Here is a 25,502-nt window from a genome sequence, read left to right as displayed (position 1 = left end):
GAAGGTGATGGTCAGGCCGTCACGTGGAGTTTCTTCGTCAGTCGCGGTGAAGGTACCGGCGACGGTGCCTTCTACGGCAGAGTTTTCTTCCAGGGTGTTCGCAACGACTTCAATCACTGGCACATCGTTGTGCAGGTTGACGGTCGGCTGGTCAGAACCAGTGGAGTTCAGGCCCTGCGGGTCGGTGACGGTCAGGTCGATTTTCGGCAGTTGATTGCCAGCGTTGACGAAGTTCGCACCCGCCTGGGTCAGCACGACATTGTTGCCAACGATGGCGTAGTAGCCAGCGTCGTTGGTGCCCGCAGTGAAGGTGATGGTCAGGCCATCGCGTGGCGTTTCTTCGTCGGTTGCAGTGAAGGTACCGGCGACGGAGCCCTCAACGGCCGAGTTTTCTTCCAGGGTGTTGGCGACAACTTCAATCACCGGCACATCGTTATGCAGGTTAACCACTGGCTGGTCGGAGCCGGTGGAGTTCAAGCCTTGAGGGTCGGTGACGGTCAGGTCGATTTTCGGCAGCTGGTTGCCAGCGTTGACGAAATTCGCACCCGCCTGGGTCAGCACGACGTTGTTACCTACGATGGCGTAGTAGCCGGCGTCGTTGGTGCCCGCAGTGAAGGTGATGGTCAGGCCGTCACGTGGGGTTTCTTCGTCGGTCGCAACGAACGTACCGGCGACGGTGCCTTCTACGGCAGAGTTTTCTTCCAGGGTGTTGGCAACGACTTCAATCACCGGCACGTCGTTATGCAGGTTGACCACTGGCTGATCGGAACCGGTGGAGTTCAAGCCTTGAGGGTCGGTGACGGTCAGGTCGATTTTCGGCAGCTGGTTGCCAGCGTTGACGAAATTCGCACCCGCCTGGGTCAGCACGACGTTGTTACCTACGATGGCGTAGTAGCCGGCGTCGTTGGTGCCCGCAGTGAAGGTGATGGTCAGGCCATCGCGTGGCGTTTCTTCGTCGGTCGCAACGAACGTACCGGCGACGGTGCCTTCGACGGCCGAGTTTTCTTCCAGGGTGTTGGCGACAACTTCAATCACCGGCACGTCGTTGTGCAGGTTGACCACTGGCTGGTCGGAACCGGTGGAGTTCAGGCCCTGCGAGTCGGTGACGGTCAGGTCGATTTTCGGCAGTTGATTGCCAGCGTTGACGAAGTTCGCACCCGCCTGGGTCAGCACGACATTGTTGCCAACGATGGCGTAGTAGCCAGCGTCGTTGGTGCCCGCAGTGAAGGTGATGGTCAGGCCATCGCGTGGCGTTTCTTCGTCGGTCGCAACGAACGTACCGGCGACGGTACCTTCGACGGCCGAGTTTTCTTCCAGGGTGTTGGCGACAACTTCAATCACCGGCACATCGTTATGCAGGTTGACGGTCGGTTGGTCGGAACCGGTGGAGTTCAGGCCCTGAGGATCGGTAACAGTGAGATCGATCTTCGGCAGCTGGTTGCCAGCGTTGACGAAGTTCGCCCCCGCTTGGGTCAGCACAACGTTGTTGCCAACGATGGCGTAGTACCCGGCGTCGTTGGTGCCCGGCGTGAAGCTGATAGTCAGGCCTTCGCGCGGGGTTTCTTCATCTTTGGCAACGAAGGTACCGGCAACGGTGCCCTCAGCGGCCGAGTTCTCTTCCAGGGTGTTCGCAACAACAGTGATCACCGGCACATCGTTATGCAGGTTAACCACTGGCTGGTCGGAACCGGTGGAGTTCGCGCCCTGAGGGTCGGTAACCGTCAGGTCAATCTTCGGCAATTGATTGCCGGCGTTAACAAAATCCGCACCCTTTTGGGTCAGCACTACGTTGTTGCCAACAATGCTGTAGTAGCCGTCGGCGTTGCTGTTGCCCGTGAAGGAAATAGTCAGGCCATCACGCGGCGTCTCTTCATCGCTAGCCGTGAAAGTACCGGCGACAGTACCCGCAGCAGCGGAGTTCTCTTCCAGCGTATTCGCAACAACAGTGATCACCGGTACATCGTTCTGCAGCGTGACGACAGGCTGGTCAGAACCGGTGGAGTTCGCGCCCTGAGGGTCAGTAACCGTCAGGTCGATCTTCGGCAATTGATTGCCGGCGTTTACAAAGTCGGCGCCCTTCTGGGTCAGCACAACATTGTTGCCCACGATGCTGTAGTAGCCATCAGCATTGCTGTTGCCCGTGAAGGAAATAGTCAGGCCTTCACGCGGCGTCTCTTCGTCGGTCGCGGTGAAAGTACCGGCGACGGTACCCGCTGTAGCGGTGTCTTCAACGATGGTGTTGGCAACCACCTCAATCACCGGCACGTCGTTTTGCAGGGTGACGGTTGGCTGGGCGTTGTTGCTGGAGTTCAGGCCTTCTGGGTCGGTAACGGTCAGGTCGATCTTCGGCAATTGATTGCCGGCGTTAACAAAGTCCGCGCCCTTTTGGGTCAGCACGACATTGTTATCGACGATGGCGTAGTAACCGTCTTTGTTGCTGTCGCCGGTAAACGCGATTTTCAGCTGGTCAGCTGGCGTTTCTGCATCGCGGGCCACAAAGGTGCCCGCCACAGTACCGGCGACGGCGGTGTTTTCGATCAGGGTGTTGCCCGTCACTTCGATCACCGGCGCATCGTTCACCGGCGTCACCGTCACATTCAGCGTGCTGCTGGAGCCGGTGTTGGTGGTGTAGCCAATGGTCGGCACTTCACCGTTGTAATCCTTGACCGGGGTAAAGGTGTAGGCGCCATCGGCACCAATGGTGATGCTACCCACGCCTTCGATATTGGCCGTTTGGCCGGCGTTGTAAGTGTTGCCGCCCACCTGGAAGGTGGCCACGCTCAACACGTTGTCGATGTCACTGTCGTTGCTCAGCACGTTACCGATGGCGACGCCATCTTCGGCGATGGTGTTGGTATCCGGCGCCAATACGCTCGGATCATCAACAGCAACAACAGTGGAAGTCGCTGGCGCAGGGTTGATCGCCAGGTCTTCGTAGTTGCCACCGGTCGCGCCAGTAATCGTGACGCTGACGTTCAGGTCTTTGCCATCCGCCAGGTTGGCAGGCGTGTCGACGCTGACCGTGCCGGAGGATTTACCGGCCTCGATGGTGATGGTGGTGTTGTTGGACAGCTTGATGACGACGTCGGTCTGCGCCGGGTTGCTCACGGTCGCGGTGTAGACGATCTGGCCACCTTCATTCACCGACGGGGTCGCGGTCAGCGTGACGGTGGTGGTGTCGATGGTGTCGTTGATCTGGGTAACCGCTGGCGCCGGGTCAGTGGTGATGATCAGGTTGCCGCCGCCGGCGGTGCCGGTGATGGTCGCGGAGATCGACGAGGCGTCCAGGTAAGGCGTGTCGTTACCCGCGAACGTGACGTTCAGCGCGCCCGAAGTCTGGCCGGCAGCGATCACCACGGAGAGGCCGTTGGACAAGGTAACGGTCAGGTCGCTGGTCGGCGCCTGGGTGATGAATACGGTGTAGACCACGACGCCACCGGCTTCGGTGATGCTCGGTGTGGCCGTCAGGGTGATCGTGACGTTGCGCGCATCGGGGCCGTTATTGTCGGCGCCGCCGGTTTCGGTGATGCCCACTGCGTCACCGGCATTCAAGCCGGTCGTCGGGTAGCCGATGGTAGGGTCAACCACACCTGCGGTGGCTTCCAGCACGACAAAGCTGTGGCCGCCGCCAGCAGCGCCGTCGGCGCCAGCAGAGGTCGGGCCGGCTGCGGTGGCTTCGAGGTCTTGGGTCGGGTCGGCGCCGGCAGCGATGGCTTGCTGCAATTCGGCAACGGACGGTGCGGCTTGAGCGGTGGCGGCGCTGAGGTCGGTGACGGAATCAGGAGCGTTTGCGCTCCACTGAGTGTCACGGCCCAAGTCGATTGTGCGGCCATCAGCCAGTTCCAGGGATACGGCGCCCGCGGCGCCCGTATCAACCTGCTCACCCGCGAACAGACGATCCCCTTCTACAAGCAGGCGACGAATCCCTTCCGGGGATACCGCAAACACTTGACCGACAATGCTTTTGACGACCGCAACGCTGCTCATAAAAGACTCTCCGTGTATTACCGTTCGGGGTATCCATCATGGAGACCGGCCTCATTACCTATGCCGATTCGATAGCTGGAGTACGTAACTAAGTGTGATAAATTTGGCGTCAATAATTTGTTGTTTAATCCAGCAAATTACTTTTCCGTCAAGGTATTGACCTATTTGGCGCCATCCTAAACAATCCGCCCGGTAATGTCACATTGATATTTAATCGGCTCGCGACTTTCTGTTTGGACTACCAGGTTCCTATGACAAGCAGTCATTTCGGTTGCCAATTCCAATGCAATTTTTCACGTTTGTTGCGTTTATAAGGCAACCAATCCCGGGGAAACATCAGAATGCGTTTGCACCTTTTTAAAGCCGTGCCGTTTGCTCTAGCCGCCAGTTTCGTCCAGGCCCAAACCCTGCCGGAAGCGATGCAAGACGCGGTGCAGAACCATCCTGAGATCCAGGCTGCCATCAATGCGCGCATTGCCGCTGACTACCAAGTCCGCGAAGCCCAGGGCGGCTACCTGCCTAAAGTGGACCTGTTGGGTGGTTATGGCCGCGAAAGCTCCGACAACACCTCGACCCGCGCCGCCAGCAACAGCCATGACTGGAAAACCCTGAACCGCGGCGAGTCGACCATCCGCCTGCAACAAAATTTGTTCCAGGGCTTTGGCACCGTCAATGAAGTCGGCCGCCAACAAGCCACCGCCAACTCCCGTGGCTATGCACTGCTGAATACTTCCGAGCGCACCGCGCTGACCGTCGCCCAGGTGTATCTGGATGTCTTGACCCGTCGCGAGATGGTGCAACTGGCAGAAGACAACCTGAAGAGCCACGAACGTATTTTTGACCAGATCAAACTGCGCACCAGCCGTGGCGTCGGAAGAATGGCGGACATGGACCAGGCCGAAGCCCGTCTGGCCCAAGCGCAAAACAACCTGATCACCGAGCAGACCAACCTGGCAGACGCCAACACCAACTTCTTCAGCGTTGTCGGCAAAGAACCCGATCAACTTGAAAAGCCATTGGGCGTTGTGACCGCACTGCCTGCCAGCCTGGATGAAGCCCGTCGCCAGATGATTGCCGACAGCCCGGTGCTGCGCTCGGCCGAGTCGGACATCGCTGCTGCCGAAAAGCAGTACGAAGCCGCCAAGTCGACCTTCTACCCGCGTTTTGATGCCGTGCTGCAACGCTCCGCCAACAACAACGTGGGCGGCGACGAAGGCCATGACAATGGTTATTCCGCGATGCTGAACATGCAGTTCAACCTGTACAACGGCGGTAGCGACAAGGCCAGCCTGCAATCCAAGGCTTCCCAGGCCACCCAGGCGCTGGATATCCGCAACAACGCCCTGCGCCAGTTGAACGAAGAATTGGGCCTGGCGTGGAACGCCTACAACAACGCCACCCAACAGGTGCCGATCGCGCAGCAATACGTGGATCGCAGCACCAAAGTTCGCACCTCGTACCAGCAGCAGTTCAGCCTGGGTGAGCGTACACTGCTCGACTTGCTCGACAGCGAGAACGAACTGTTCACCGCGCAGCAGCGTTTGGCCCAGATCAAAAGCCTGCATATCTACACGCAGTACCGTATCAAGGCCGACATGGGTCAACTGCTGAAAAGCCAGGGCGTGGTTGCTCCGATGGCATCAGTTGTGCAAAACGATATTAAACCGTCGGTAAACCTGCCAGGGATGAACTGATTCTTGACGGCGTTGAACCACAAAACCGCTTAAGAGAGAGTCAGCTTGGATCCTGAAATTGGTGTGGCGCAACTCAACCATGACCCGCGCACTCAGCATGACGACCCATTGCTAGATGGGTTGTTGGCTCTCTGCTCCCTGCATTACAAGCCCGCCAGCCGGGCCATGCTGACCACCGGCTTGCCGCTGGCAGGCCAGCGCATGAGCGCCGACCTGCTGCCGCGCGCAGCCGCCCGGGCGGGTTTGCAGGGGCGGTTGCTGCAACGCAAGCTGGAACAGATCCCCTCCATCGCATTGCCCGCCTTGCTGCTATTAAAGGAAGGGCGCAGCGCGGTGCTGTTGGGCTGGGAGGGTGATACCGCCCGCCTGCTGCTCAGCGAAAGCGACGGCGGCGAAGTCCACGTCAGCCGTGAAGTGCTGAGTCAAGATTACAGCGGTCGGGTTTTCTTCGCCCAACCGCAGCATAAATTTGACGTGACCAGCGGCACCCTGATCCCACGCGCTCGCTCGTGGTTCAAAGACACCCTCAAGCGTTCACGCTGGCTATACGCCGACGCCATCGCCGCGAGCCTGGTGATCAACCTGATCGCCCTGGCCGCGCCGTTGTTCGTGATGAACGTGTATGACCGCGTCGTGCCGAACCAGGCCACCGCCACCCTGTGGGTGCTGGCCATCGGCATCTGCGGCGCCTATCTGTTCGACCTGCTGCTCAAGAGCATGCGCAGCCTGTGCCTGGACTTGGCGGGCAAGAAAACCGACCTGATCATTTCTGCAACGCTGTTCGAGCGCATCGTCGGCATGTCGATGAAAATGCGCCCGGCGCGCGTCGGCAGCTACGCGTCAAACATCCACGAGTTCCAGGGGATGCGTGACTTCCTCACGTCCCTGACCCTCGCCAGCCTGATCGATTTGCCGTTTACCTTGATCATCCTCGGCGTGATCGCGCTGTTGGGCGGCCACCTAGTGTGGATCCCCATCGTCGCCTTCCCGCTCGCCCTGGGCATCGGCCACTTCCTGCAAAAACCGCTGACCGCGACACTTGAGCGCACCATGGCCCTGGGCGCCGAGCGCCAGTCGAGCCTGATCGAAACCCTCGCCGGGCTGGATGCGGTGAAGGTCAACAACGCCGAAAGCGAACGCCAATACCAGTGGGAACAAACCATTGGCACCCTCAGCCGCCTGGAGCTGCGGGTCAAGGTTCTGTCCGGCCTGGCGATGAACATCACGTTGCTGATCCAGCAAGTGGCCGGCGTGGCGATGATCATCTTTGGTGTGTACCAAATCATCGACGGCACCCTGAGCATGGGCGGCCTGGTGGCCTGCTACATGCTCAGCGGCCGCGCACTCGGCCCGTTGGCGCAGTTGTCGGGCCTGCTGACGCGCTACCAGCAAGCCAAGGTGACGATGGTCTCGGTGGACCAAATGATGGAGCTGCCGCAGGAACGCAACTTCGACGAACGCCCCCTCAGCCGCAAGACGCTGCAAGGCGCGATGACCTTCCGCGAAGTCAATTTCACCTACCCGGACCAGCAGAACCCGGCACTGCGCGGGATCAACCTGAACGTCCGCCCGGGCGAAAAAATCGGCATCATCGGCCGCAGCGGCTCGGGCAAAAGCTCGCTGGCCAAGCTGCTGGTGGGCCTGTACCAGCCGGACTCGGGCTCGTTGCTGGTGGACGGTGTAGACATCCGCCAGATCGACGTCAGCGAATTGCGCCACAACATCGGCTACGTTGCCCAGGACATCCAGCTGCTGGCCGGCACCCTGCGTGACAACCTGGTTTCGGGTGCGCGCTACGTGGACGATGAAATGGTGCTGCAAGCCGCCGAACTGGCGGGCGTGCATGAATTCGCCAGGCTGCACCCGCAAGGCTACGAGTTGCAGGTGGGCGAGCGCGGGCAGAACCTCTCCGGCGGCCAGCGCCAGAACGTCGCCCTGGCCCGTGCGTTGCTGCTCAACCCGCCGATCCTGCTGCTAGACGAACCGACCAGCGCCATGGACAACACCGGCGAAGAGCGCCTGAAACAGCGCTTGCAAGCCGTCATCGAAAACAAGACGGTGATTCTGGTCACCCACCGCGCCTCGCTGTTGAGCCTGGTGGATCGCCTGCTGGTGATCGACCGTGGCCAGATACTCGCGGACGGTCCAAAAGCGGCCGTCATGGAAGCGCTGAAAAAGGGGCAGATCAGTGTTGCTTAAGTCCGGCCCAGGCCGTTGGAAAGATGTGATCTTCCGCTACTTCAAGGGCAGCGACTCGCTGGATGACCAGCCCCTGCCCGAAGTCGAAAAAGCCCTGATCGACGACGCCCCGCGCATCGTGCGCCTGACCATCTGGGGCGTGATCGGCTTTTTCGTGTTCATGCTGCTGTGGGCCCACTTCGCGATCATCGACGAAGTGACCAAGGGCGAAGGCAAGGCGATCCCGTCGTCGCGCATCCAGAAGATCCAGAACCTGGAGGGCGGCATCGTCGCCCAGATCTATGTGCACGAAGGCCAGATCGTCGAAGCCGGCGCGCCGCTGATCCGCCTGGACGACACGCGTTTTGCCTCCAACGTCGGCGAAACCGAAGCCGAGCGTGTGTCCATGGAACTGCGTGTGGAACGCCTCAGCGCGGAAGTCGACGACCGCCCGCTGAAAATCACCGACGCTGCGCGCAAAGCCGTGCCCAACCAGGTGTCGAACGAAGAATCGCTGTACGCCAGCCGCCGCCAGCAACTGGCCGACGAAATTGGCGGGCTGCAACAACAACTGCTGCAACGCCAGCAAGAACTGCGTGAATTCAGCTCCAAGCAGGACCAATACCGCAACAGCCTGAACCTGCTGCGCCAGGAGATCGGCATGTCCGAACCGCTGGTCGCCCAGGGCGCCATTTCGCCGGTAGAAGTCCTGCGCCTCAAACGCTCGGAAGTTGAAACCCGCGGCATGCTCGACGGCACCACCCTGGCCATCCCCCGTGCCCAGGCGGCGATCAACGAAGTGCAGCGCAAAGTCGACGAAACCCGCGGCAAGTTCCGCAGCGAAGCCCTCGCCCAGTTGAACGAAGCGCGCACCCTGCTGAGCAAGGCACAAGCCACCTCCAAAGGCCTGGAAGACCGCGTCAGCCGCACTATGGTCACCTCGCCCGTGCGCGGCATCGTCAAGCAGATGCTGGTCAACACCGTCGGCGGCGTGATTCAGCCCGGCAGCGACATGGCCGAAGTGGTGCCACTGGACGACACGATCCTGGTGGAAGCCAAGATCCGCCCGCAAGACATCGCCTTCCTGCACCCCGGCCAGGAAGCCATGATCAAATTCACCGCCTACGACTACACCATCTACGGCGGCCTCAAAGGCAAACTCGAACAGATCGGCGCCGACACCGTGATGGACGAAGAGAAGAAAAACACCTTCTACATCATCAAACTGCGCACCGACCGCAGCCACCTCGGCACAGATGAGAAGCCACTGCTGATCATCCCGGGCATGGTGGCCTCGGTGGACATCATCACCGGCAAGAAGAGCATTTTGAGCTACCTGCTCAAACCGATCATCAAGTCCCGGGCTGAGGCGATGCACGAGCGGTGATTGCGGGGAAATGTGGGGTGGGGATGCGAAAACTTGGGTTTTCGCAAAAATAGTCAGATTTCAGGGGTTTACAGAACCTTGGCAGTCGCTATAATCGTCGCCCAACACGCCGGTATAGCTCAGTTGGTAGAGCAACTGACTTGTAATCAGTAGGTCCCGGGTTCGACTCCTGGTGCCGGCACCATACAAAACGAAGCCCCTGCAGAGATGCAGGGGCTTTGTTGTTTCTGGGGTGTTCATATTCTGTCTGTGCCTGGCGCCCCAGCTGAGCAAGCCGATGAGCCTCCAGAAAGACCAATTCCTGTAGCGAAGTCCCGCCTTCCGAGTTTTATGCAGAATTATGGCGTATCCATAAAAAGAGCTAATTCGTGAGCACATGCCGCTGCGACCCCGAATTTTCGTACACCCATATCAGCTTGCCTCCCCATCCTCCGCCCCGCTAACCTCCCCCAGCCGCTGCAAAATCAGCGGCCGGATGTGGAAGTCCGTACTATGGCTAAAGGCGCTCAAACGCCCATGAACACCTGACGGCGTTTTTTTTCGCCTGTATTCTTGTGTTATGGCGGCTGTGTGCGGGGCACTTCGGTGCGCCGGGTTCCTTTAGCCCCGGTCTTCCACACCTGCGCACAGCTGCCACCCTCATGTGGAAGTGAGATTGGCAGTTCCTGAATCGCTAAAGGAGCTTCGCCATGTTCAAGGTCACACCCAACCCGCCTCAAAACCCAATCGACGCCAAGCTTCATGCCGCAGCGCAGCGGGCGATTGATCATTACTTGCACCCATCAGACGGCGCAGAACCTGCGGCGCGTCCAGGCAGTAATCTGTTCTCCGTTTCGCCCGATGTAGATACCGAAACACTGCTTATTAATGCCGCTGAAACCCTCTCATCAGCCAACGAGATGATCTCGAATCTGGCATTTGAGCTAGATGGATCACAAAGGGCTGTGGCATTGGGGGTTCAGCAACTGATCGAGTTGAGTTCAATGCTGGCAGATCGAGCGGTAAAACAAATTCCGCCCGCAGCCAGTTAATTCCGACAGACCAAAAAAAGCCCCGAACCATCACGGCCCGGGGCGTTTTTCGTTCAGCTGTATCGCTTAGTGACCAGCATTCTGCCTAGCGTCCACATGCAGAATTTCCCCCGTCACAAACCCGGCCGACTCCAAATGTACAATCGCCTGCGCAATATCCCGCGCTTCCCCCTAGGGAATAGGGGTCAGATCACTCGTTTAATTCAGTAACGAAAATCGTGGTCTGACCCCGTTTTTCCACTCGCCTAAAAGCAAAACGTGGCGTAACCGAGTAAGCGCTCGGTCTTCAAATTTCAGTGATCCGCTTGTCCACGCGGGCCATCCAAGCAGGGCTGCAAAGCCGCCCTGCTTGGATGGACCTCACTTAAAAATTCTAAAGCCCATACAACTGCCTGTGGAAAACCACTGATTTCCACCGGTGGATAATTTCATCCACAGCCGCCGAACTCCCGAAAATTTGAGTCTTGACCCGAATTATCCACAGGCGTAGATGAGATCGGGCAAAGCGCTGTCGTCGACAGCAATCCAGGTAGCCAGAACCTTTAAGGCTACGCCACACGGTGGTGGTTCTCCCAAAGTGCGATTAGCGTCCGGCGGCTCGCACGGTCACAGCGATGTGATGGATGCCTACTTTTACCAGTGTTCCCACTGCGGCAACTCATCCCCTTTCATAGCAGCCCTGCAGCAATCTATCCGTTTGGCCATTTCATTGCGCCAACCTGCGCCCGTCTCTTTCTCCCGGAAAGAGACGGGCGCTCCTACCGCTGCTGCAGCTCAACTCGTACAAGGCTTTGCGGCATTCCCCCTCGTGACAATCGGCGTGACAAACACCGAAGTCGCCAGCAACAGCGATGCAGATGATGGTGCCGCAGCCCAAGGAATGGACTGCACCTGACTGACAGTCAGGCATGCCCCGGTCATCGCATCACTGCCTTCACCCGACTCAGGATCTCGTGGCGCCGGTCTCGTCAGCCAGTGCAGCCTCCACCCGCGCACTTCTTCGGAAGTGTTCAGGAGGCCAGATCATGAGATGCCCAAGCTCCCGGCCGTAAGGAGCCGTCAGTCCCGCGTTAGTGGACAACCCTCACAGGCCGCAGGGGCCTTGTTCCCTGATAACACTCAACATTCTTGGCGGGATGACGTGGGGAAGGTTTTAAAAGTTTTGGCTTCGAGAGGAGTTCGATCATGGCATTGGTCGGTAGACGGGATGGGCGCAATTTTGGCTATGGACGGCAACTGAGTTATGCGGGGCCGCAAGCGCTGAAAGATCTGTTTGGCGGTGGGCATTACGGGACGGTCAAAGCGCACAGTGATCGCTGGCAGGCGTTTGTTCGGTGGTGTCGGTCGGAGAATGGACCAGGATTTAACGATGCGCAGCAGATTGATCGGCAGACCTTACTGGATTACGCAGGACACTTACGCCAGCAGGTTGCACAAAGAGCTATCTGCATCGCGACCGCGCAAAACCGATTGTCCAGCGTGAACCGAACCATGGCCGCGCTTCGCGGTGATCAGTCCGTGAAAGTACCGAGCCCAAGCAAGGCGTTGGGAGTGCAGCGGGCCAGTGTTCGTCGCTCAGTGCCGCAAGGCCAAGACCGCGAACAGGTGAAGCGGATCATCGACGCGCTCTGCGAACAGAATCCCCGTGCCGCAGCCGTTATTCAGTTGGCACGCGCCACTGGCATGCGATTGCGCGAAGCGATTCTGGCCGACCTACCACGCCTCAAGCGCGAAGCCAAACATTACGGCAAGATCAATATCCAGGATGGAACCAAGGGTGGACGCTCGGGGGCATCTGCGCCTCGCTGGATTCAGGTAAATGTTCAAATCCACGAAGCACTCAGCTATGCCGAGCAGGTCTCTCCCAACGGTAGTTGCAACCTGGTGGCACCGAACGAAAGCTACTTCGACTTCCAACGGAGAGTCGTGCGCCCCGTCCGAGAGTTCCTACATACGAACAACCTCAAAGGCTTCCACGAACTGCGCGCGGCTTACGCATGCGAACGCTATGAGCAGATCACCTGTCACCTAGCGCCTATCAACGGCGGCAGATGCAGCCACCTAGATCTGCAACTCGATCGAGAGACGCGCTCACAAATCAGTTATGAACTGGGGCATGGTCGAATCGACGTGGTATCGGCCTACATTGGTGGTCGACAATGATCAGACTATTCGATATGGAGCTGTTCCTGGTGGGGGTCCTGACAGGGTCGCATGCCACACGCCAGCGCCATCTACGCCAAGCAAAGACCATTCAAGCCGCAATCTCTGATCGCTGGTACCGAGATAATCCATGGACGTGGCAGCACAAGCATCTCACCTGGTTTCTAAATCAACAAACAGCCGGCTCCCATTACTATTACCTTCTAACCTCGAGGCTGATAGTTCGTCGACTAGAAAAAAAATGGGTCTTAAACACTAACCCCCCTGACAGAAAAAATTATCGCATCAATGACCTTAATGGCCATAACACAAAAAAACGCTAACTCAAACTACCAAGTAGGTATATTAAACAATCTGCCAGAACTACCTTCGTCATGTAGCACGCGGGCTAGCTCATACTCCGAGAATACAACGCCATCTGGCACGTCGGAGTCGATTGTAGTCAAAATATACTGAATCCCAGAGAGACTCGATGCTGTTCGGACGTACTCAATAAACTCAATTTTCTTTCTATCGTCAAGTGTCTCCAACCCACCATCATGATATAAGAACCGCACAAATTCCATTTTTGAATACGCCATTGCGACAGCGATATCAAAGCCTATACACAGCATTTTTCTGTAGCTATGCCCATCACTCTCTCCAGTTATTCGTCCTAGACCATTTAAAAGACCAGCCGAATATTCCAAATTCCCTTCAGCATTTTGCTCAGTTATTAATACTCCGTCCTTATTTAATACCTCCGTTACAAAGTTCGCAAAATGCTCTTTGATCCCTTTATAGATTCCATCATTCGACCGGATGACCGAATCGCGATTCATCCTAATCTTCTCTACAACCTCATCTTTTTCTCGAATCAGCTTTCTACAATCAGCCTCCATACTTTTCACAGAAGAGTTCACCTCCAACCTTCGATTCAGCTCATAAATGTAGGACTTCTGTTCAGAAAGAAGATCTGACACTTCTTGATACTTTAAAAAAACATCTTGCGAGCGTAGATACCCCAATTTCTTTGAGCGTTCTTCACTAAGCTCAGAAATAGAGCTAGCTATTTCAATAAGTTCGCTTTCCAGCTCCCCTATTTGCTGAAAAACAAACCCTTGACGCTCAATAGTTATTTTACGATTAAACTCTACCAGCTCCCCAAATGTTCGCTTAAGCTGACCATCAAATATAACACCCGACTCCTCGAAAAGCTGAGACAAACTGTCCAACTCGATATTAACATCGCTCGACGCCAAGGACTTATTGAGTTTCTTTAACCGTGCAGAAAGATAGTATCTTAAATTATTAAGATCACTTATCTGTGAATTTATACCCTCCGCGAGTTCTTCAATATAAAGCACATCAGTGCTATCAAAATTAAAATTCTCCAACTGCCATTCCAAATCAGAAACTTGATTCTTTTTCACGTCAAGCAGGTTCAATATCGTTTCTTCTTGATCGCCTGCAGTCAAGCCTATAGCGGATTTTAGCTTAGCGATTTCCTCCCGCAGAGCCTCAACCTCGCTCTTTAGCAAGTAATTTCTCTTCAACGAGTGCGAGTCAAATCCCAGAAGGTGTCCAACATATGGTTTCCAATAGACATGTTGCCCTCTATGCTTATCCAATTGAAAAACATCCGTGTAATCATCCTGACCTCTTAGACAGTAAGCGATAGCATCACGATAACTCCATGGATCAATAACCAAGAGATTAAGGTAAGAGTCAAGAACAAGGCGTGCTTTGTCGATTGCAAGATCACTATAATCCCAGAGCGCATCTTCTAAACCTCGAAAGCATTGTTTAGCTTTTGAGTGTTTCCTTAAAAAAATTCGAGTGTTTTTTGATACTCCGCGCTTTACAGTTAAAAACTCACCGGAGTTCAGCTTAAGCTCAATGTAAAATTCATATTTTTCAAACACAGGAAAAAATTCAAACAAGAAGAAAGTCTTGTGCCGCCCTTTCAACAAACAAAAATCAATAAGTTCTGCCAGTTTGCTTTTACCTAAATTATGGGCATCTGTCGATTTCAAGGTCTTATTAAAAACCCTACCAAGTATGACGTTAAAACCATCATGGAAATCAACAGTAGAAAATTCGCTTTCGAAATTTGAATATATCCTAGAAATTTTCATGGTCCGACATACTCGATAAGATCATTCTTACGGTGATAATCAACCAACCCCAAAAGAAAAAGCAACTGCAAGCTCGGCTTAAATAAAATATTTGCCCTAGCATCGTAAGAATTAAGCTTTTCTAGCAAATCAGAATAGCTCTCAAATTTAGACTTCTTAATGGAGCCCAATAAAAAACCAGACACTGCCAGAACAGTGAGATCGGGATGAGAGTTCTTATTAGGCATTAGCAACATCATCATCTCCAATGTCGCAATGATAATACATATAATACATCATAGACCTGGTTAACTGTTTGTTCCCTTTTAGTTCAACATCCCGTTCCAACAGCAGTTCGATCAACTTCTCTAGCACAACATCAAAACTCTGACCAGGGATTCGAAGAGCGATAATTTTCGCAGCCAGTTCTTCTGATACGCCTAAGTATAGCCTCTGCAAATCATCGTTTTCAGGCATCGCGAGGAAGTCCTGGATGAGATACATGTCTTCAATTTTTCTTTTTATGAGCTTAGAATATTGATCAGAAAGACTATTTATCTCATTCTTTATTTCAAAATCAGTTCTAAATATTCGGGTAGATATGTCGCGTTTAGTTATACCTCCTAAGCCATTACTAAGCCCTACTATAATACTAGCTAGGTCATCTGGCTCTATGTTCAAAGGCATCTCGAATGGGTTTAAACCGACAGCAGCTGGAATGTCGGGGTAGAATTTCAAATAATTTTCAAAACTCTCGATACCAACCAATCCAATATTCTGTTTGTCGAGGCCAGTCTCAAAAGAGATAAAGTTCTTGATGGCCTCATTCGCATTGCCTGGAAGCTTTCTATTTGAAAAAAGCAAATAGTTACTTAAACCATCGTTATCGATCAGTCCCTTAATCTTTAAAATCTCACCATTGACAGCCGACGAGGCGACTCCAAAGAAGTCAGGGTCTGAAAATTTCTTATTGTATGCCAGCGTATGTTTTGCTTGAATCACAGTTAAACCGTTCCACGGCTTTGATCTGCTTGGAAACAATTCTGCTTCTCCGTGAAAACGGGAATCGCGCCCACCATCTGGCCCATCAGAAAATGTTTCAGTGCCCAAACCTAACAGCCGATAACAAACGTGAATTACCAGAGTCTCAAATTGCGTCGGGGATAATTCACTATACTGATATTTCATACCTGCATCCTTCTCAGATATTTTTATTTCATGGATTACATAGAATATGAGGTTGAACACCATATTCCTTACAAGCACCAATGAAAGTATTGATCAGCCAGATCAACTGAATATAATGCGGCCGACACGTCCCTGTTTGCGCCAACTCATTAAATTGAGTTTCCAAAACACTCTTTTTTAAAAATGGTGTTGCCAACACTATTTTTCTCACTGAGTTTTGATTGGATGCAATCGCGTTTAATGCGCTTTCAATATCTGTCCAATTTTTTCCGCCTCTGACTCTAGTAATTTGAGTGTTTTCGTAGAAACCTATCCAATCACGATCATGTTTTTCTCTAAATTCAATGGTATCAGCGAATGTGCGTCCAATATTTTTTAGGCCTTGAGCAACCACTTCATGAAAGCTACTTGCACCGTAACTTTCACCTTTAACAAATTTTGAATGTATGAACGATATCGCCGGAGGATTAGCATTGGGTTCAAAGAAAATATGGTCAGCCCATTCGTCATTCATATCGTCACATACAGTGACCCCATCAGGCAGGCATACTAAATCTTCAACCTTCCGAAACAACGATAACTCAGGAAATTTATCGATACCTGGTGGATACCTTCTATCCTCATTCTTTTCCTTTTCACTACGAACTCCAGAAAAATCGTAGTTAGGATTAAATATAGATAAGACCGCCGGCAAATTATTTAATAATTTCTTATCTTCGAAACAGTCTCTTCCGAAGTAGGCATACTTCGGAGTATTAAACATGATCGAAAACGGCTTGTGGGTATTGATATATTTCGTCAATGACATGCTCTGTTCATTTTCAATATACAGCAAAATATTATCTGTGATTTTTGATTTGAATGAAGCCACCCGCTTTTGCAAAGTTACAGCGCCTGAAATTTCTTTCCCTTTAAAAACCATCGTCCCTCCCGCCACAACCTTAGCCGGCGTTTTGAAACAATCGAATAGACGCTTCATTTGAAGCGGGGACATCGCCTCCTCACCTCCACCGCGTAAAACCTTTATTTCCGATGCGGAGTTTCCGGACCTGATTAGCTCATCTAATTCGTCAAGATTAATAAACAATGCGATAGGCTCGAAACCTTTTTGGACAATTTCCTCAAGCGTAATAGGTGAGGCAAAGCCATTAATGAACTCGCTTTTGTTTGCAAGATTTTTAATTTCCTGCACCGTGGCCATTACCCACCTTACGACTTCATTTAAATTAGATCGTTTATCTCTCAGGGTTACTCTAGACGCGTTAGGTGTCAAAGTAATCGTATCCCCTTGCACCTTTATTCTAAAACTTTGTGGTATAGAACGGCTTGATGAGTTCGACGAAAGTATTCCATTTAGCCGTCGGGCTTCATACGCTCGGCTTCTAATGACAGCATCCGAAATCGCCATGTTACTCATTGTAACTTTTTCATACTCCGGGTCGTTTCGCCCTTGGAAATTTGTAAATTTCTCATACTCGAACTCATCTAAGAACTCGGAAAACTTCTTCTCCAGCGAGGAAACATGCTTCTTTATTATAGCTAAAGCTGAATCGTACTCTACGATTAAGGCAAAAGCGTACTTCTCCTCACGAATATCGGTCTGATCCAAAAATGAGGGTTCACTAACAATTTTGTAGGCGACCGCAGAACATAAAACAACTTCTTGATTAACAACCACCTCTTCCTTGATAATTCTTATTAAGAACCCACCTATTTTCTCAGAAGATATATCTTTAAATACTTCAGATATTTTCTTTTTTGTTATTTTTTTCTTAATTTTATAGAACTGTGCGCTTTTCCCAAGATAAACATTCGTGAAATCCATCTGCATACTTCCTTGTTAGTCGCAAGGCCGCAATCATACCAAATGGCCTTGTGCCAGCCTAGAAATCTCGAACAGAAATAAGACAACGTTTCCAGCGCAAATCTGGAAGGCTGAAATTACATGACTTCAGAAAGCGTTATCTGAGCATTAAAGATATTAATTATCGGATAGGAGCAATTCTTATTCGACTCCAATAAAAACCATAACCAGCTGATTTATTTATAGTTACCGGTTGAGGAAGCCAAATTTTCCACCAACATCTAGACCCGCGAGAAACCTAGTCTCGCCGAAATCTACCGTTCGTCTGGTGCTGCACCATACAAAACGATGGTTGTTTCTAGCATTCAGAAAATCCAACGGCTACAGCCCCTGCAAGAGAGCTGACGCCAGCCTGCGATAAGGCCTGAAAGACCTTCAAAATTGTCGATTTTCGGGGGAATACCACGATTCCTAGCTTAAATGAATATGCATAGGCCAAATTAATCATGGTATTTCCCGGATTTTCACAAATTGACAGAGGATTGTGTAAGTGATTATCTCAAGGGTATTGAGCCTTGTAGGCTGACTAGGCTGCAGGCGTAGTTTTTTCGGATCGACACAAACGGCAAGGATAGAATTTTGTCAGACCTGAATTTTGAAAAACAAGCGCAAGACTATTACAACAAGGCTCCCCTTATCATCCTAGGCAGCGGTGCATCGGCTGCCCATGGCATGTCTGGCATGTGGGCGCTTGCGAAGCACCTGGTCGCAAATACCGACATTTCAGGATTATCCGCTGGCGAGATAGAAGCCTGGGAGAAATTCTGCCAGGTCTTAGATGCTGGGGTTGATCTGGAGTCGGCGCTGCACCGGGTGGCTATTACGGACGAGCTAACTTCCAGAATTATCAAAGCAACCTGGTCGCTTATCAACGCTGAAGACATTCAAATTTTCAACGAAAGCCTTCAGGACCAGGCGATATTCCCGCTGAGCCGACTGCTGCGCCACATGTTCAAAAGCAGCCTCACCAAATTAAACATCGTTACTACGAATTACGACAGGCTCGCCGAATATGCCTGCGATCAGGAGCGGATTCACCATTACACGGGCTTCACGCACGGGTTTTTCCGGCAACTGGCCGCGCCGAATGAGATTAATTCTGCCCGCAGAGTCAATATCTGGAAGGTTCACGGCTCGCTGGATTGGTTTAAATCGCCGCTCGAAGACATTGTGGCCCTTTCAAATATTCAAGGGATACCTGTCAATTACAAGCCGGAAATCGTGACTCCGGGTACTCAGAAATATCAAACGACGCATTTAGAGCCGTACCGCTCAATCATCAACAATGCTGACCAAGCCATTACTGCGGCGAACTCTTACCTGTGCATTGGCTACGGCTTTAATGACGAGCATATTCAGCCGAAACTCATGGCGAGATGTCAGCGTCAGAATACCCCGATCACGATTATTACCTATGCGCTTTCAGACGCGGCCAGGAAGCTAATTACTGACGGCAAGGCGCAGAATTACCTGGCAATAGAGCGGGGAGCAACAGACGACCAGTCCATCGTCTACTCCTCTTTGGATAAGACTCCAGTGACCGTTGAAAAAAACATATGGAGTCTTGAGGGTTACTTGTCACTCATCATGTAGGAAGAAGAGATGCCGATATTTAATTTTAGGGATGAAGACGCGCTTGGAAAGGTGGCCTCCGTCGATACGACAAACGTTATCGTGGACGTGGAAAATGTCGACCAACTCAAAAGGTTGCAAGTCAACCATCTGGCCGTGCTCCAAAGCAGCAGGCCTGGACAGCATCTCATCGGCCTCATCACCCAGGTGACCCGCAAGCGTGGCATCGAGGACATTGCCAATGATGGCATCAGCGAGCAGACCTCAGAACTGAACCTGTGCAAAATCGCCCTGATTGGCACGATGCTGGATCGTGATGGAGAAAGAGAAAACGTCTTTCGCCGCACTCTGGAAAGCGTTCCAGAAATTGACGCGAATTGCTTTTCGCTAGAGGGCGAAAACCTTACCGGCTTTATGCGTACGCTCTCTAGCGTCTCAGCAGATGGCAATGCCCTGACACTGGGCAAATACACACTGGACGAACACGCTGTTGCCTATCTCAACGGTAACAAGTTTTTCCAGCGCCACGCCTTCATCGGCGGCAGCACCGGGTCAGGTAAATCCTGGACGACAGCCAAGATCATTGAGCAGATGGCAGGGCTCTCTACGGCTAACGCCATTGTTTTTGATCTTCATGGTGAATACTCGCCATTGGTGGGCCAAGGCATTCAGCACTTCAAGGTGGCCGGCCCCGCAGATGTTGAGGCTCAGCGTACCATTGATGACGGTGTGCTTTACCTGCCTTACTGGTTACTTTCGTATGAAGCACTCGTATCAATGTTTGTTGACCGGAGTGACCAGAATGCTCCCAACCAAGCCATGATTATGGCGCGTGAGATCAACCAGGCGAAGCAAAAGTACCTGGAAGATAATGACCAGACAGATATATTGAAACACTTCACTGTCGACAGCCCAGTTCCGTTCGATCTCGATTTCCTCATGGGTAGGTTGAATGAGATCAACGTTGAGATGGTTCCCGGCGCTCGCGGTGAAAAGCAAGGCGATTTCAACGGAAAGCTTCCCCGCATGATTTCCCGCCTTGAGAACAAAATTTCTGATCGGCGCCTTGGCTTTATGTTCAATGGCGGTGGAGACGTTCTGGACTTTTCCTGGCTTGACAAGTTCACCACTGCCGTGCTCGGCAGCTCTGGAGAAAATGGCAAAGCTGGTATCAAGATCATCAACTTTTCCGAGGTTCCATCAGACGTTCTCCCGCTGATCGTTTCCCTTGTCGCGCGGGTTACATTCTCCGTCCAACAGTGGACGCCATCTGAGCTGCGTCATCCTATTGCGCTTCTATGTGACGAAGCGCATCTCTACATGCCCCAACGAAGCATGGCGGAATCAGCTGACGATATTTCCCTGGACATTTTCGAGCGCATCGCCAAAGAAGGCCGTAAGTACGGTGTCAGCCTTGTCGTAATAAGCCAGCGTCCGTCCGAAGTGAATAAAACAATGCTCAGCCAATGCAGCAACTTTGTATCTATGCGGTTGACCAATGCCGAGGATCAGGGGGTTATCAAAAGACTTCTCCCCGATAGCCTCGGTGGATTCAGCGATATCCTACCGACTCTCGATACAGGCGAAGCTTTGGTTGTTGGCGATGCAAGCTTGCTACCAAGCAGAATCAGAATTGATGAGCCTATAAACAAACCTAATAGCGGCACCGTAAACTTCTGGGATGAATGGCAAAAGCCGGTTAAAGATAATCGTCTTTCGATTGCGGTGGATAACTGGCGTAAGCAAAATATCCAGTAGACCATAGACCGCTCAATAACTTGAGCTTTCAAATGGATTATCATTTATACAATCCGCTTGAAAGCTCAAGTAACTAATGGTTTTTTTCAACTTTAAGTATCGGACAGGTTACCTACTTGCTGGGTATGGTCAATTTAAAAAGAAAAGATCGCTGTGTGGGCGACAGACGTTTACCAGTGGAATTCTCGGCAGCCAAGAGCACTAACACAGCCGACCTTAGGCTATCTGGCATACGCAAACACTCAAGAATAGCGGGAGTAAAAATTGGACTTCTCAACTCTCCACTTCGTGAACCTAGTATCATCCGCCACAAATTGCGAATCCATTTAGAAATCAGAGCAGCTAGCTCCTCACGCAACACCTCACTGTTATTTGCAATGTAAATTAAATTTACGCAAATTTCGTAGGCATCATCCACAGATAGCACGCCGCCCTGACTTATATAATAAATACATTTTGCGGCATTATTGGCAGGCTCAGATCCAACCTTTGGACCTACCACCATTGCCCTTGCCAATTCGGCTAAGCCAGGATTAAATGCCAAAAATTTTTCCGCAGTAGATTCTAAGTCACTTAACGACCGCCTATTAATTACCCCGAACAATCCGAATGCGATTAAAACAGAACTAATGAAAGACTGGACACCAACATCATTGGCGTAAAATTCTACCGGCACAGTCGGAATTTTTACAAGCAAAGGAAAATCAACCTTTTGCTGCATGATTTTTTGTTTATGGATATCAAAGTACCGCTTTGCGTCAACACATTTATGCAGCGCATCAAACATATCCTCTGCACTTTCCCTTTGTATTGCCAGGTCTAGCCTCAGGCTCCGGACGCCAAGCTCCATTATAGGGCTTGCTCCATCCCGGACTATCTCTTTTAAAACAGCATCTGCTCCATTCAGCCCACCACAACGTAAATCTATTTCGGCTAAGAGATACCATGCCATCTCTAAGGGAGCTAGAGGGAGTGTCTTTATTCTTTCCGGAGGTTCTGGATTGCTACACATACCAGATACCATTTTCGGCGGAAGATCATCGACAAGGTATCCACCACCATTGAGAATATTGAGCATCCAGAGCAATCCGTGCCGGACAACACGATGGCAATAAGCTGCCATCGTAGACTCTGTCGGGTCGAGAAATTGAAGCTCTTTCAATGAAATCATCAGTAGCCGAATGGCATCTTGGCGTTTATTTGCCTGGTAGGCAGCAAGCGCGGCATCGGCCCTCAGGCCAATAGCCATGACTTTTATTTCCGGTATTGCGCTTCCGGCCGCTATCTGTTGGGCAAGTTCGAATGAAAATTGAGCTTCTGCCCACTTACCGACAGAAGCTAAGCTTATCGCTTCATCTCGTAGCCAAAACCCTTTCTCAGGGATCAGTACATTCGCTTGAGCAAAGTCGTTAACAGATTGAAGTAAATATATACCTTCCTCTTGCGCATTATGACGAAAAAGTATTTGCGCTCTCCGACGGACAATTTCCATCCGAGGCCCAATTTTCTTTTCCGCCTCTATTAAGCTTATTACAGCGCCTCTATAATCACCACCATATTGCTCAATGATGACCGACCTTACTATATGGTATTCAATCGAAATTTCAAGGAAGCCCCAATCAAAAAAACTTTGCGCAACCAGCAAGTAATGTTTTTGAGCAGCTTTCCAGTTTGAATCTTTAACTTTAGACTCGTTGAACCACGGCGTCCCAGAAATCAGCGACACGCCTGCCTGGATATTTCTTACGCCATCAAGAAGAATCATTCTCTCCGAGCTTGATAGTTTACCAAGTTGCTGAACTAGTTCATAAAGCCGCTGAGACGATTGAATTCCTCGCACTTGGTTAATAAAAATTACCGAGATGATCGAATCGCTCTCTCCATCCTCGCTTTGATCTAAATTTTGGATCAAAAGTTCCCCTTCGTACCCGCCAATTAAAGAATCCAGACGAAGCAGAAGAGATGGCCATTCTGGGATAGCTTCAACAATCGGGCTTGCTAGAAGCAACTTTAAAAGTGCGATCAACTCAAAGGAGGAATCTGACGACTCGTCGGCTTCGCACTCTCTTTGCAACGCGTCCCAACACTCTCTAATTGACTCAGAGCTGCTTATTTCAATCCTCAACGATAGTTGGGCGAGTCTAAGCAAAGAGGAAATACTTTGATCAGGCTTATAAATTGGCTTCAACGTTGAAAGCTGTGTTATTGCAAAAAGCGACCACCCCGACTCCTTCAGCGTTTCACTTGGGGCTACCAATATACTATTAGCAATAACCAACAAGGTAAGATCGGATTCGCCAGCGATACCATGCAATAAGGCGGAGTTCATTTTACTTGGAATCAAATCCCTAGATATCAATTCTTCAGCAACGACCCTGTGGACCTCCTTAACTTCTTGCTTGGGCAGAATTTTTTCGCCAGCATTTAAAACCAAGGGAGAAACCCTGAACTCTTTTCTACTAACTTGATCAATCCAAGGCCCAATCAACTTATCAAGTTGCTCGCCAGGCAAATAAATCTCTGGTACAACCTCTCCCGAAGCTATAGCCAGTGGCCGATCAAACTGACCACGCACAAGACTCAAGCGATACAGCAAATGCTTTGTAGGTTCAGGCAGCGTATTGACGAGGATTTTCCGCACTCTGTCCTGTTCACTTTCAATGTCTGCGCGCGAGAGTGACAGCGTTTCAATAAAATTAGGCCCCTGCACTGACCAGCGCCGGGCTTGCAAGCCTCTAATTGTTGCCATAACCAGCTGGGGGTGACCTAAACTAGCATTATAGAAAACCCAGCTCCCCCAAACCTCTTCAGTACCACCCGCATCTTTGACTAGTCCTTTTACCTCACCTTCTGTGAAGGGTTGGGCGGTGATGTTGGCATCCGGATTAATTATTAAACCATCAGAAGAGTGACCGCACATGGGCTTATAGCTGGTCAGCAACAGGTAGATGTCAAAATTTTTTAAATATCGAAATAATTTATCGACCGCACGATCAGCAACACCTTCATTTATAAAGTTTGCATCGTCAATAATAATTCCTTTTGGACGCTTTCCTCCAACCTCTGCAATAACCCTCCGCACGAAATCCTTAATTGCTTCCGGAGCTGTATCGCGCGCATCCAGTACAAACCAAGTTCCGCCTATTTCTCTTGAAATCTGACGAGCGATAGTTGTCTTACCCATCCCTGTTGCGCCAATTATGGAGACGGCCTTATGTCGAATAAGCATATTTTTAGCATTTTCTACGACCATCCGACCTGCAACCAACAAGCTTGGCATAGGAAAATTCGATTCCGGCTCAAGCAGATCTTCGGCACTGCGAAGCTCTCGCTGCTCTATATTGGAGGACCCAGTCTGAATTAAACTTTTAACGAGCCTATCAAAATCATTGCGATTCACTGACACATTTGTAGCACTATCAACGAGCCGCCTTAAATCTAAATTTGTTAAGCGTCGATCTTGCTCACGACTTTCAATTGTCAACTTTAGCAAATGGCTGATAATTCTGGCGGAAACCGTTTCAACTTGAGAGATCCCGAACAAGTGTTCGCTTGCCCCCAAACCAATCAAATCGCTTTCAAGATCCTCTGTCAGATCTTTAATGTCTGCCTGACCACAATCCCAATGAATATTTTTTAGAAGTTTTTCCCGAAGTTCTTCACCAATACAACCTCGAATGAAGTTTAATGTGGCGGCTTTCAAATCCAATCTCTCGAGAATGAGCCGCAGTGGTTCTACATCCGAAGAATTAGCCGCCTGTCTCCAGTATGTTAACCCTCCTATACCTTCAACCCTATCTTCTATAGATCGTTCGACGCCGATTTCTGCTGTAGAGAGGAATCTCACAGTAACCTGACGACTTGGATTCCGAGAAACCAAGTCGACAAATGCATCAATCGTCTGACGTACATCCTTACTATTCAGGGTGACGACACCTGAAGCTTTTGTGTCTTTGACCTGCACAGCATTAATAGATGACTGGGCGAGTATCGCGTAATCTTCTGCAACCTCTAAATACAAGTACTCATCGCGGCGCAATTTAACCCATGCGATTCCGGAGGCGTAAAGTTGGTATGCGTAACCACGTAAAGACGCCACAGCCTGCCGTGACGGATCTGTCGAAGGGTGGTCTCCGAGGCGCGCACCGGCACCGAAAATTTCATTCGTCATAAGTAGTCCGACATGCATCCATTGCGACGTACACCTTAAAATTCAGCCAAAAGGTAGTAATTTTATGCCTTTCTTATCGTACGTTTCTTTGAAAGCCCACTATGATATTAGGATATCATTTCTTATCGAAACATAAATCCGATACTTTAATTCTTAGCGTAAAATGGAAACTGTTCGACGGCGTAAACCGGGTGATCCGATGCCTGAATTGGCCCTAGATTGGAAGCGACTTCGAGTATCCGTTTCTGACCTGATTCTGCATGCCGCCACCTTAGCCATAGCCCTCATCCACCAACCGTAGCGTAAGATTTTTTTGCTCGCGCTTACCGTAGTTAGAGAGCTGTGTCCCTATCAGGGACTGCTATGAACCGAAGGCACGGTTCTTAGTTGGGTGTTATTTGCGTCTGTGAGCG

General features: G+C 51.3%; 13 protein-coding genes, 1 tRNA gene and 1 pseudogene. 8 read left to right on the top strand and 7 right to left on the bottom strand.

Going from position 1 to position 25,502, the window contains the following annotated elements:
* On the bottom strand, window positions 1-3,987 hold a 3,987-nt coding region (locus ACZRMO_RS27995; RefSeq protein ID WP_463975015.1), incomplete at its 3' end, for a retention module-containing protein.
* 341 nt (window positions 3,988-4,328) lie between these two features.
* On the opposite strand from ACZRMO_RS27995, the gene ACZRMO_RS27990 reads away from it, so the two are divergent.
* The 5 genes from ACZRMO_RS27990 to ACZRMO_RS27970 all read left to right on the top strand — a co-directional run bounded on the left by ACZRMO_RS27990 (window position 4,329) and on the right by ACZRMO_RS27970 (window position 10,277).
* Complete coding sequence (locus ACZRMO_RS27990) at window positions 4,329-5,681, top strand: TolC family outer membrane protein (protein WP_207041060.1); 1,353 nt, start codon at window positions 4,329-4,331, stop codon at window positions 5,679-5,681.
* 45 nt (window positions 5,682-5,726) lie between these two features.
* Entirely contained in the window at window positions 5,727-7,880 is a 2,154-nt protein-coding gene (locus ACZRMO_RS27985; protein ID WP_017734865.1) for a type I secretion system permease/ATPase, read from the top strand.
* Window positions 7,870-9,246: an HlyD family type I secretion periplasmic adaptor subunit gene (locus ACZRMO_RS27980; RefSeq protein WP_026136536.1), complete on the top strand. Its 1,377-nt coding sequence runs from the start codon at window positions 7,870-7,872 to the stop codon at window positions 9,244-9,246. Before ACZRMO_RS27985 ends, ACZRMO_RS27980 begins: the two co-directional genes overlap by 11 nt.
* Window positions 9,247-9,354: 108 nt before the next feature.
* Window positions 9,355-9,430, top strand: a tRNA-Thr gene (locus tag ACZRMO_RS27975).
* Between the two features lie 505 nt (window positions 9,431-9,935).
* Window positions 9,936-10,277: a DUF6124 family protein gene (locus ACZRMO_RS27970; RefSeq protein ID WP_463975014.1), complete on the top strand. Its 342-nt coding sequence runs from the start codon at window positions 9,936-9,938 to the stop codon at window positions 10,275-10,277.
* 66 nt (window positions 10,278-10,343) lie between these two features.
* On the opposite strand, the pseudogene ACZRMO_RS27965 reads toward ACZRMO_RS27970, so the two are convergent.
* A pseudogene (locus ACZRMO_RS27965) lies at window positions 10,344-10,448 on the bottom strand (3-oxoacyl-ACP reductase); the annotation flags it as partial.
* Window positions 10,449-11,462: 1,014 nt separating this feature from the next.
* On the opposite strand from ACZRMO_RS27965, the gene ACZRMO_RS27960 reads away from it, so the two are divergent.
* Window positions 11,463-12,440 (top strand): integrase domain-containing protein, encoded by a 978-nt coding sequence (locus ACZRMO_RS27960; protein WP_463975013.1) that lies wholly within the window; start codon window positions 11,463-11,465, stop codon window positions 12,438-12,440.
* A 329-nt stretch (window positions 12,441-12,769) separates the two neighbouring features.
* Here ACZRMO_RS27960 and ACZRMO_RS27955 read toward each other — a convergent pair whose 3' ends face one another.
* The 4 genes from ACZRMO_RS27955 to ACZRMO_RS27940 are packed head-to-tail and all read right to left on the bottom strand — an operon-like array spanning window position 12,770 to window position 17,549.
* Window positions 12,770-14,557: a DUF2326 domain-containing protein gene (locus ACZRMO_RS27955; RefSeq protein WP_463975012.1), complete on the bottom strand. Its 1,788-nt coding sequence runs from the start codon at window positions 14,555-14,557 to the stop codon at window positions 12,770-12,772.
* Complete coding sequence (locus ACZRMO_RS27950; RefSeq protein WP_200866307.1) at window positions 14,554-14,784, bottom strand: ABC-three component system middle component 8; 231 nt, start codon at window positions 14,782-14,784, stop codon at window positions 14,554-14,556. The genes ACZRMO_RS27955 and ACZRMO_RS27950 overlap by 4 nt, the downstream gene beginning before the upstream one ends.
* Window positions 14,777-15,724 (bottom strand): ABC-three component system protein, encoded by a 948-nt coding sequence (locus ACZRMO_RS27945; protein ID WP_463975011.1) that lies wholly within the window; start codon window positions 15,722-15,724, stop codon window positions 14,777-14,779. The genes ACZRMO_RS27950 and ACZRMO_RS27945 overlap by 8 nt, the downstream gene beginning before the upstream one ends.
* A gap of 28 nt (window positions 15,725-15,752) precedes the next feature.
* Window positions 15,753-17,549: a hypothetical protein gene (locus ACZRMO_RS27940; protein ID WP_463975010.1), complete on the bottom strand. Its 1,797-nt coding sequence runs from the start codon at window positions 17,547-17,549 to the stop codon at window positions 15,753-15,755.
* A gap of 618 nt (window positions 17,550-18,167) precedes the next feature.
* On the opposite strand from ACZRMO_RS27940, the gene ACZRMO_RS27935 reads away from it, so the two are divergent.
* Together ACZRMO_RS27935 and ACZRMO_RS27930 are read left to right on the top strand one after the other, a co-directional pair.
* The gene (locus ACZRMO_RS27935) at window positions 18,168-19,181 is read left to right on the top strand and encodes an SIR2 family protein (protein ID WP_463975009.1); all 1,014 of its coding nucleotides are present in this window, start codon (window positions 18,168-18,170) and stop codon (window positions 19,179-19,181) included.
* 9 nt (window positions 19,182-19,190) lie between these two features.
* Entirely contained in the window at window positions 19,191-20,918 is a 1,728-nt protein-coding gene (locus ACZRMO_RS27930; RefSeq protein ID WP_463975008.1) for an ATP-binding protein, read from the top strand.
* A 112-nt stretch (window positions 20,919-21,030) separates the two neighbouring features.
* Here ACZRMO_RS27930 and ACZRMO_RS27925 read toward each other — a convergent pair whose 3' ends face one another.
* On the bottom strand, window positions 21,031-25,089 hold the full coding sequence (locus ACZRMO_RS27925) for an AAA family ATPase (RefSeq protein WP_463975007.1): 4,059 nt from the start codon (window positions 25,087-25,089) through the stop codon (window positions 21,031-21,033).
* Between the last annotated feature and the right edge of the window lie 413 nt (window positions 25,090-25,502).

It is taken from the genome of Pseudomonas sp. B611 (genome assembly GCF_055407965.1).
This window is presented reverse-complemented; position numbering and strand designations above follow the sequence as displayed.